5 protein-coding genes are annotated in these 8445 nt (G+C 40.5%); 2 read left to right on the top strand and 3 right to left on the bottom strand.

The features are described 5' to 3' along the window. Positions 1 to 116: 116 nt before the first annotated feature. The 3 genes from AC0UMU_RS08230 to AC0UMU_RS08220 are packed head-to-tail and all read right to left on the bottom strand — an operon-like array spanning position 117 to position 5393. Positions 117 to 617, bottom strand: a complete 501-nt coding sequence (locus tag AC0UMU_RS08230; RefSeq protein WP_022390173.1) for a flavin reductase family protein — start codon at positions 615 to 617, stop codon at positions 117 to 119. A gap of 18 nt (positions 618 to 635) precedes the next feature. Continuing rightward, entirely contained in the window at positions 636 to 2390 is a 1755-nt protein-coding gene (locus AC0UMU_RS08225) for a coiled-coil domain-containing protein (RefSeq protein WP_288640164.1), read from the bottom strand. A gap of 21 nt (positions 2391 to 2411) precedes the next feature. Next, positions 2412 to 5393 carry a PEP/pyruvate-binding domain-containing protein gene (locus AC0UMU_RS08220; protein ID WP_416241635.1) on the bottom strand — a complete coding sequence of 994 codons (2982 nt, stop codon included), beginning with the start codon at positions 5391 to 5393 and terminating at the stop codon, positions 2412 to 2414. 174 nt (positions 5394 to 5567) lie between these two features. Here AC0UMU_RS08220 and gdhA point away from each other — a divergent pair, with 174 nt between their 5' ends. Continuing rightward, a complete protein-coding gene (gene gdhA / locus AC0UMU_RS08215; RefSeq protein WP_009318757.1) occupies positions 5568 to 6902 on the top strand; it encodes an NADP-specific glutamate dehydrogenase in 1335 nt (444 codons plus the stop codon). A 260-nt stretch (positions 6903 to 7162) separates the two neighbouring features. Further along, complete coding sequence (locus tag AC0UMU_RS08210) at positions 7163 to 8416, top strand: metal-dependent hydrolase family protein (RefSeq protein ID WP_278715961.1); 1254 nt, start codon at positions 7163 to 7165, stop codon at positions 8414 to 8416. Positions 8417 to 8445 lie beyond the last annotated feature (29 nt).

Below are 8445 nucleotides of genomic sequence, written 5' to 3'. Positions count from 1 at the left end.
ACATTTTGTGTATGAATTAGTTGGCTAATTTTATGCTATTTACTGAATCTCCCTATGGTTATTGAAGAAAAAAACGAAGACCCTTCAGCAACTGCACAACAATTAACGAATTAAGATCATTCTTCCCAGACCTCTTCTATTTCTCCAATAAATATTTTATGCAGGTCTCGGGAAGGATACCAAGTTTCCAAAATAGATTTATCAATAAAAGAATTTTCTCGTAATTGATCACAATATAACTTCCGACATTTAAAAATTAATCGTGCTTCTTTAAAAGCAACGCATCCCCGGGAAGGCTCAAAAGGCGTTATACCTGCCGCTTTCGCTTTATCTATTTCCTTTCCCGATTTCGTACCGCACAATTTAAGGGCACTCCGATACTGCTCATTAAAGAAAGAGAGAGTAAAACATTCTTCTTCTTCGACAAATTCAAGCGTATATCTCTGAGGGCGTATAACAACACAAGCAACCGGCTTACCCCATAAGAAACCGATTGTCCCCCAACTGGCCGTCATCATATTATAATGATCTATATTTCCAGCCGTAATCAACATCCATTGTTTTCCGATAAGATCTATAACATTATCTTTCAATACAGAAATATCAATCTTGCGCATATTTTTATTATATTTAAATTACCATAAACTCATTTGTGACGGATCCGGTTTTACCTCCGTCTTTTCTTCCTCTGCCATCAATTCTTTCTCCTGCAGTTTCTTTTCCGCTTTTTTACGAGCTATTTCTTCCGGTGTATCAGGACGTGTAGGAACTAACCAATCAAGTTCTTCAGGTTCATCTAAAAATCGGCTATCCCGACTGTTTTTCTTCAGTTCATCTTTCAAAACATCTATTTCAGCCATCAATGCCCGGATATTTTTTCTGTCGATCTGCTGATCGTTTTCAAATTGCCGAAGCGTCTCTTCAGATATTAACAATTTCTGTTGCAATTCCGTTCGTTCCGACTTCTCTTTTTCTACTTCTGCAAACAAATCCTGCCGTTGCGCTTTCACCGCGGCCAACATATCATTAGCAACCAACAATTGGTGTTTAATATCTATCATATCCCGAAGATTTGCCTCTGTTTCCTCAGTCTGCTTTCGCTGAGCGTCCAATTCAGCAGACTTTTTTTCCAATAATGCCGATACATCTTTTTTTTCTTTTTCCAAAAGATCAATCCGACTTTCCAATAATTTCACAGAAGACTGCAATTCTCCACTCCTACGCTCTTCATTTCCGATATTCTGTTTTAAAGAACGCACTTGATCTTCCGATTCTGAAAGAGCCGCTTCCAAACGAGCTTTTGCATCAAGAGTTTCTGTCAACATCTTATCGGCATTTTTCTGTTTTTCCAACTCTTCAGTTAATATACGCAGTTCATTTCGAGCAGATTCTATTTCATTCTCTTTAGAAACCGACAAGTCGAAAAGTTGTTGTTTCTCCAGCAACAGAGAATCAACTTTACGTTTCAACATTTCTTCTCGCTCTACAGCCTGCCTTACTGCATCATCTTTGGCGTGCAATACTTTCGTCAGAGATTCATGCAATTCCTTATTTTCAGCTATCATCTGATCGAGCTCATCCTGCAATCCGGCATTTTCAGTCTGCAAAGTAACAAAGGCATTATCGGCATCTTGTTGTTTCGCAATAACAGAATCCAGATGTTTCTGCAAATTCTCCGCCTTTTCTGTAGCTTTCTGCAATTTATCAGGAAGAGACAAATCTACTTGTTGCACTTTCGCCAACTCCTGCTCAAGACGAGATTTTTCTTCCTGCAAAGCAGCCAACTCATCCGCCTTATTTTTTTCCTGCACAGCCGCAACTTTAAGCTTATTGTTCAGTGCACTTTTTTCCATATCGCTTTGCTCTTTGTCAGCCTCAAAAGTCACAATGCGCATTTCCAATTCATGAACCCGCTCGCCTAATGCCCTTTTTTGCCGTTCGGCGCTTAAATACTGACTTTGAAACTCCTCTTGTTTCGAAGAAAGCTCATGTATATAGTCATTCAACTCTTTTACCTGCTCTTTCAACCGGATTTCATCTTGTTTCCACTGTGAAGAGCCTTCTGTTTGTATCTTCTCATATATAAACCGTATATAATCGGTAAACGGAGATAACAAATGATTATATATATTCCGTTTCTCAGCTTCTTTATCTATCGACTGACGAACCAACTCGGGAATAGACTCGTTGATAAGATCAGCCATTTTATCCAATAACGGTTGTGGTATCTGTTCTTCGGTAAGAGCCCGGACATATTCTTTTGCCAAAGCCGGGTCAATAGAGCAATCCTGCCGGGCACTCTCTTTCTCTTGAAGCACTTCATCTTCTTCATTTGTAACCGGAGAAGTTTGCCACAGCAATTGCATCGATTTCATAAATTTTGATTTCATTCCCGTTTTATATAAATTATTTTACTTTTCTTTTACATTTCCGGCATCCGGTTTTATAACAATGCCTATGCTCTTTTTCCCGTTTATCTTTACTATCACCGGACGTTCGAACCGTACGACCCGAAGAAAATCGGTTTCCTGTTCCGCATTCAGGCGGTTTAAATACTCTTCATCGAACAAACATCCTTTTGAAGAAGGGTTGATGGTAAAATATCCCACCCCGAAAGAGGTTAGATTCTGAAAAAAATGAGTCCCTTGACTCGGCTCTATATGATAACCGGCCAACGCCGTCTCGACAATCAACTTCGAATTAGAAATATGAGGCCATTTAACAGGTATTCCGAGAGCCGTATCACTCGATCCCCAACGTCCCGGTCCTACCAATATATAATTTTCACCCCGTTCGGTAAACATACGGTTGATCTTCTCTATTTCTCTTGCTATCAAAGAATTGTTCGAAGACCTGAAATTATCGCTTTTTACATATACCACATGACATATATTATCCATAATGCCATGTCCCAATGCCGAGTCGGTCTTTAAAAGCAGGTCCTCATCCCTCACCTCTCCGATTTCGTCATCTCGCATTTCTTTCGTATCTACGATAGGGCGTATCTGCAACCAATACAGCATCCCCTGTTTGTGTTCCTGATTAGGTAAATTCGCTGCAAATTCTATCTCTACAGGACGTCCCATCTCCTGAGACCCGAACTCCAGCATCATTTTTAATAATTCAGCTAAAGGGAATACCCCATGTTGCAAGATATTTGCAAAGGTAACGACTTTTCTTCCTCCTTCATAATATCCGTCACGGATTATCTGATCATACGGATCAAAAGTCGAAACCATCCCTCGTAACGAATTATCTTTTTCTGCATCTCGGATAGATAATTTCAACAAATTAAAACTATCATCGATCGAAAAAGTTTTTCCCATGCTTTTCAAATCAAGAGCATAAAAACGCGTTTGAGTATCGCTAAGCGCCAAATCGAGCGTACTGGTCTGCAATACATTACATGGATGTTTAGGCGAAAAACGTAAACTCCGTCCTCCATCGACAATATATTTCCCTAATCCCACGGCAACATCAACGACTCCGTCTTCCGCTTTCTCATCATTGATCGGATAATAATTCAAAGATCTTCCTACTCCGGCAAAAGATGGATAATAACGATCTCCATATTGTGAGCCCACCACTTCCTGTAAAATAATCGCCATCTTTTCCTGATCGATTACATTAGATGTTGCGGTCATATATGCTTTGCTGTCGGCATAAAAAACAGAAGCATATACCCCTTTAATAGCGTCGCTCAACAGCCGGAGCATTTCATCTTTATCTTCAAGAAACGGAATCATATAAGTCGAATATATTCCTGCGAAAGGCTGGTAATGAGAATCTTCGAGCAGACTGGATGAACGAACAGCAATCGGACGCCCTACTACCTCGAAGAATGCCATAAAATCATCGACCAATTTATCCGGTAATTTAGCTTTCAAAAAATATTCCAAAATATCCTCATCCGGCAGATCGGATAATGCAATCTGATAAAGATTGTTCGTCTCCATAAACTCATCGAAAATATCGGTGCAAAGAACCACCGTTTTAGGAATCGAGACACTCACGCCCTCATAATTCTCAAGTATCGGATGCCGCTTGATCATAGAATCGATAAACGCAAGTCCACGTCCCTTTCCCCCTAAAGATCCCTGTCCTATACGGGCAAAATTAGAATATTTATCAAATCTCTCCCGCTGAAAGATAGCAACGACTCCCCGATTTTTCATTTTACGATACTGTACGATAGCATCAAAAATAAGCTGTCGCATTTCTTGCGATTCGCTAATGTCGGTAAATTGTTTCTGGCGAAGCAATTCGGCTATCGGAAACATCGCCCGGGAATAAAGCCAGCGAGAAATATGATTACGAGAACCATGATAATATAGCGACTCATCGGGAATAGACATTATCGTATTTTGCAAATCCTTCAGATTACGTACCGTTGCAATAACCTCACCCGTATGAGGATTAATAAACTCGAAATCCCCGAAACCAAAATTTCGGAGAATAGTTTTACGCAAATCGACAGGCAACTTTTTAGAGTTCTTATCCAAAAAACAAGCATTCAGAAACATCGCGTCTTTTTGATTCTCCACCTCTGAAGACTCGATTATAATCGGCAGAAATTCATCTTTCTCTCGTATATAAGAACAAAATTTCAAACCGGCTTTCTTATCTTTTTCTCCAGCCCTTTTGAAAGACACGTCAGTAACAATTCCCAACATGTTATTAGGATATTTGTTATAAATCGCTACCGCCTCTTCATAGGTACGGGCAAGTTTTATTTTAGGACGTCCACGCATTCTAAGCATCTGCTCATGCTGATTCAGAGCCTCGGTCGAGAATATTTGCGACTGTTTCAATACAAATTTATAAAGGTGCGGCAAAATAGAAGAATAGAAACGAATCGAATCTTCTACCAACAAAATTACTTGTACCCCTACGGAGTTTATATCCTCCTCAGCATTCATTTTATCTTCTATCAGTTTGATGATAGCCAGCAAAAGGTCGGCATTACCAAGCCAACTGAACACATAATCGACACCACTGAGATCCTCGTTACTGATCCGCCGCGATACTTCTTGAGAGAACGGGGTCAACACTACGATAGGGATATCGGGATAAATGCTTTTTATCTCTTTCGCTTTCTCGAACGTATCACTATTTTCAATTCCCGGCATAGCAATTATCAGGTCATAACGTTTTCCGGATAGTTCCCGAAAAGCTTCGTCAAAACTATTTGCCTGAGTAACTCGAGGAGGCGAACTCAAGTTCAAAGACGTATATTCGAAAAAAATCTGTTCGTCCACGCGCCCGTCCTCTTCAAGAATAAAAGCGTCATAACGACTGGCAATAAGCAACACATTAAAGATTCGTTTTTGCATTAAGTTAGCAAAAGAGGTGTCTTTCAAATATAATTGCTTTATATTTTGAGTTTCCATAATCAATTTCGGTATATTCAGATTACAAAATGCTAAAATTTATTTTAGCTCTTTGATGTTCAAATTTAGCAAAAATAATTTTTTTATCCGCATAAATGATTAAATTTGCAATAAGGGCTAAAGGTACTATCCAAAGCTCTTAAAAATAAATAAGTAACCTTATAAAAACACATCGCTATGAACATAAAAGACATCATGGCATCGCTCGAGGCTAAACACCCGGGCGAACCGGAGTATCTTCAAGCTGTCCACGAGGTACTTCTATCGATCGAGGAAACCTATAATGAACACCCCGAATTTGAAAAAGCTAAAATCATAGAACGACTTGTCGAACCTGACCGGATATTTACATTTAAAGTACCTTGGGTAGACGACAAAGGCAATGTCCAAGTAAATCTCGGATACCGCATACAGTTTAATAATGCGATAGGCCCGTATAAAGGCGGCATAAGATTCCACGCTTCCGTAAACCTGTCTATTCTGAAATTTTTAGGATTCGAACAGACATTTAAGAATGCATTGACAACCCTGCCTATGGGCGGAGCTAAAGGCGGATCGGACTTCAGTCCGCGAGGAAAGTCCGATGGTGAAATAATGCGTTTCTGCCAAGCCTTCATGCTCGAATTATGGCGGCATATAGGTCCTGACACTGATGTCCCTGCCGGCGATATAGGCGTAGGCGGTCGTGAAGTGGGTTATATGTACGGAATGTATAAAAAACTGAAACGAGAAAATACAGGCACATTTACAGGTAAAGGACTGGAATTCGGAGGTTCTTTAATCCGCCCCGAAGCCACAGGATTCGGAGGATTATACTTCGTAAAACAGATGTTATCGACCAAAGGGATAGAAATCAAAGGAAAAACAATTGCCGTAAGCGGTTTTGGAAATGTAGCATGGGGAGCAGTAACCAAAGCGACCGAATTAGGAGCTAAAGTCGTTACCTTGTCAGGACCTGACGGTTACATTTATGATCCAGACGGAGTCTCCGGCGAAAAAATCGATTACATGCTCGAACTCCGCAGCTCGGGCAATGATATCGTTGCCCCGTATGCCGAGAAATTCGGAGTAGAGTTTTTCCCGGGAAAACGACCTTGGGAGCAAAAAGTCGACATAGCCCTTCCTTGCGCTACACAAAACGAACTGGACGAAGACGACGCCAAGCAACTAATCGCTAACGGAGTCATCTGTGTAGGAGAAATTTCGAATATGGGTTGTCGCCCCGAAGCAATAGATTTGTTTATCAAACACCGTATCATGTATGGTCCGGGAAAAGCGGTAAATGCAGGAGGAGTTGCGACATCCGGACTCGAAATGACTCAAAATGCCATGCATATCAGTTGGTCTGCCGAAGAGGTTGATGCCAAACTGCATCAGATCATGAGCGATATTCATCACCAATGTGTAAAATACGGTACTGAAAAAGACGGATATATCAATTATATGAAAGGGGCTAATATAGCCGGATTTATGAAAGTTGCAAAAGCCATGATGGCTCAAGGTATTATCTAAATTCAGACATAAAGACATATTTCTTGAAAATCGGATCTGAAGAGACTCCTAAAAGTCGTTTTTACGTGACTTTTAGGAGTCTCTTTACATTTGAATGATTGCCGGCTCACTCATTTTTTCAATCACCCCTCCCCTTCTCTCTTCGGATATAAAAATTCAAACGACAGTCAGACTGAACAAAGATCGTTATCCAATTATCCGTAAAAAGACAAACTTTTTTCACGTAATTCCGTTTTATCGACAAAATAGCATCTTTCGATATGGAACAAACTATTTTAATAAAAAACGTCCGGATATTCAACGGAACAGACGAAAAAACGGTTATGGGAGATATTCTGATCCTGAACAACCGAATAAATAAAATAGCTGAACCCGGAACGATATCGGCAGAAGGAACGATAATCGACGGAAAAGGTAAATTTCTGATGCCCGGACTCATCGATGCACACTGGCACTCCTACATGTGTTGCAACACAATGATAGACTTGCTTACTGCAGAAACGTACTACACACAATTAAAAGCCGGTGTCGAAGCAGGGAAAACCCTAATGCGCGGTTTCACTACGATACGGGATGCCGGAGGTCCGGTGTTCGGACTAAAACGCGCCATCGATGAAGGAATTATTCCGGGTCCTAGAATTTATCCGAGCGGATCTCTCATTTCTCAAACCGGAGGACATGGTGATTTCAGGGCTGTATATGACGATCCCCGACCTTTCGGCTATTGTTGTCTGACTCACACCGAAAAAATAGGTGCGGCTATTATCGCAGACGGAGTGGATGCCGTTACCGTCGCAGCACGGAATAATCTGAGGTTGGGTGCTAGCCAAATAAAATTGATGACCGGAGGCGGAGTCGCCTCACTTTATGATCGCCTGCAAGATTCCCAATATTTTGAAGAAGAGATTCATGCCGCTGTAAAAGCGGCTGAAAATGCAGGTACTTATGTAATGGTACATGTCTATGTACCGCAAGCAATCACCCGAGCAATACAAGCCGGTGTAAAAAGCATAGAACACGGACACTTGATCGATGAAGCGACAATGGAATTGATCGCTCGAAAAGAAGTATGGCTCTGTATGCAACCTTTTACCCTCGATGACAATCAATATCCCACTCAAGAACAACAGGAAAAACATAAGATGATTGTTCAAAATACAGATAATGCTTACAGATTGGCAAAGAAATATCAGGTAAAACTCGGATGGGGAACAGACCTGTTATTCAATCCTGCCAATACGAAAAACCAAAATAAAGATATAGGGAAACTTAAAAACTGGTTCAATAATTTCGAAATACTGAGAATGGTCACCTATGATAATGCCCGGCTATTGTCTCTTTCGGGATCGAGGAACCCCTATCCCGGAGATTTAGGAGTAATCAAGGAAGGTGCTTTTGCCGACATGTTACTTATAAACGGAAATGTTCTGGAAAATATTCAATTACTGGAAAACCCCGATGACAATATTCTATTGATTATAAAAGACGGGCAAATCTATAAAAACAAATTATAGCAATAAATTATGAGCATATCCATTTATAT

This window comes from Coprobacter fastidiosus, assembly GCF_982245605.1.
Note: the sequence above shows the minus strand (reverse complement) of the source record. Positions and strands in the feature narration are given on the sequence as shown.